Origin of the sequence: Mesorhizobium sp. M2A.F.Ca.ET.039.01.1.1 (assembly GCF_003998035.1) — a bacterium.
Taxonomy (GTDB): domain Bacteria; phylum Pseudomonadota; class Alphaproteobacteria; order Rhizobiales; family Rhizobiaceae; genus Mesorhizobium.
Genome location: NZ_RZRY01001243.1, coordinates 1 through 1,070, shown reverse-complemented (window position 1 = coordinate 1,070; position 1,070 = coordinate 1). Strand labels below are relative to the sequence as shown.

Genomic DNA, 1,070 nt, shown 5'->3' with positions numbered 1-1,070 from the left:
GCTGCAGAGCCTCCGCGTTTTTCCCGCAGCAAAGGAGAGACAGCCATGCCCGCAGCCGGCGCAGCGCTTTCCGCCAGGCGCGGCGAGACCAAGAAGAGCGAGCTCAAAGGCGCGTCGCGCGAGATGTACGACTCGATGAGCGAGAAGCAGCTCGAGGAATTCGCCGAGACCAAGCGCAAAGGCCTGCCCAGCAAGAAGTCATAGACCGCGAAGGCGAAATGAAAGGCCCGCGGCGTTGGCCGCGGGCCTGCGTCAATATCCCCTACTGCGCAATAGGTTAGTAGCGCCACCAGCAGTGCTTCGTCTTGTAGCGGACGACATGGCGGTGGCCGTGGCGCCAGACGACTCTTTTCTTCACCACGACGCGGCAGATCTGCTTGTGGCCATGCCAATGCCTGGCCATGGCCGGTTCAGGCGTCATGACCGCCATCGACCCGGCCAGGACGGCGGCTCCGGTCAGGGTAAGGAAGAATTTCTTCATGGGAATTCGCACTCCTCTGCTCCAGTCCCTTCATCATGTGAGGGCGTTTGGATCCGAAGACGCCGCCCTATGCCGCCAGCGTGCAACTTTCCGCCACAGCCAGCGCCGCATGCAACGCAGGGATGATATCGAGTTGCAGTCGGCGTCGCCAGCCACAAGCTTGACAGCGGTTAAATCTGTGTTTAACAGGCCCAGCAACACCGGGTGGCGACGCCCGGTGGTTTCTTTTGACGTGTCCCGTGGGTTTTCCGTCGCTTTGCGTGGAAAACCCTGTCAGGTCTCGAAAACGGAGGCCAGAGGAGGGCGCGTTTCCTTCGCCCGGAGCCATGGGGCTTCGGGTATATTGTTTTGAAAGGGAATGCGATGAGCAAGCGCGAATCCGCGAAATACAAGATCGACCGCCGTCTCGGCGAAAACATCTGGGGCCGCCCGAAGTCCCCGGTCAACAAGCGTGAATACGGCCCCGGCCAGCACGGCCAGCGCCGCAAGGGCAAGCTTTCCGACTTCGGCCTGCAGCTGCGCGCCAAGCAGAAGCTGAAGGGTCACTACGGCGACGTTTCGGAAAAGCAGTTCCGCAAGGTCTATGAAG

At 61.1% G+C, this 1,070-nt stretch carries 2 protein-coding genes and 1 pseudogene; 2 read left to right on the top strand and 1 reads right to left on the bottom strand.

Annotation, left to right across the window (positions count from 1 at the left end):
• The first annotated feature begins 45 nt into the window (after nt 1–45).
• Nucleotides 46–204 (top strand): DUF3008 family protein, encoded by a 159-nt coding sequence (locus tag EOA24_RS38990; protein WP_126082481.1) that lies wholly within the window; start codon nt 46–48, stop codon nt 202–204.
• Between the two features lie 73 nt (nt 205–277).
• On the opposite strand, the gene EOA24_RS38985 is transcribed toward EOA24_RS38990, so the two are convergent.
• Complete coding sequence (locus EOA24_RS38985) at nt 278–481, bottom strand: hypothetical protein (protein ID WP_126082482.1); 204 nt, start codon at nt 479–481, stop codon at nt 278–280.
• 363 nt (nt 482–844) lie between these two features.
• On the opposite strand from EOA24_RS38985, the pseudogene EOA24_RS38980 reads away from it, so the two are divergent.
• Nucleotides 845–1,070, top strand: a pseudogene (locus tag EOA24_RS38980) (30S ribosomal protein S4); the annotation flags it as partial.